The sequence below is a fragment of the Ruegeria sp. AP12 genome, assembly GCF_056540025.1.
Genome location: NZ_JBQFVZ010000339.1, coordinates 1 through 523, shown reverse-complemented (window position 1 = coordinate 523; position 523 = coordinate 1). Strand labels below are relative to the sequence as shown.

Annotated in this window: 1 protein-coding gene and 1 pseudogene; both read left to right on the top strand. The window is 59.8% G+C overall.

The features are described 5' to 3' along the window. Positions 1-100 (top strand): annotated as a pseudogene (locus ACR0E6_RS23095) (ornithine-acyl-ACP acyltransferase); the annotation flags it as partial. A gap of 68 nt (positions 101-168) precedes the next feature. Next, a partial coding sequence (locus ACR0E6_RS23090; RefSeq protein ID WP_480587822.1) for an ATP-binding cassette domain-containing protein occupies positions 169-523 on the top strand: 355 nt, incomplete at its 3' end.

The window sequence follows — 523 nt, the reverse complement described above, 5'->3', positions numbered from 1 at the left end:
GGTGGATCGGCATATGAACACGTTGCACGTTTTCACCGGGTTAGAGATCGGTGCGATTCCTCCAGCCCGCAAACGCTTGTTGCGGGCGGTGGCCGGGTGAATCGAGTATTTTTGAAAAGGTGAAGCCGGGGCGTTGACGCATCAGGCTGGCCGGTTTAGCTGGCGGGCATGGCGAGAATTCCTTTGTTGCAGATGTCTGGTATTTCCCTGACCTTCGGGGGTGATCCGGTGTTTTCCGGTTTGGATCTGGTGGTCCAGCCGGGTGATCGAGTAGCGCTAGTGGGGCGCAACGGCTCGGGTAAGTCCACCTTGATGAAGGTGATGGCGGGGCTGGTTGAGGCGGATCAGGGCGAGATCGTTGTGCCTCCCGGTAAATCCGTTGGCTATATGGAGCAGGACCCGGGGATGGAGGGGTTCGCGACGCTGGGCGATTATGCCTCAAGCGGGTTGGAGCCGGGCGAGCTGTACAAGGTCGAACGCGCGGGTGAGGGGTTGAAATTCGACCCATCGCGCCCCGTTGAGA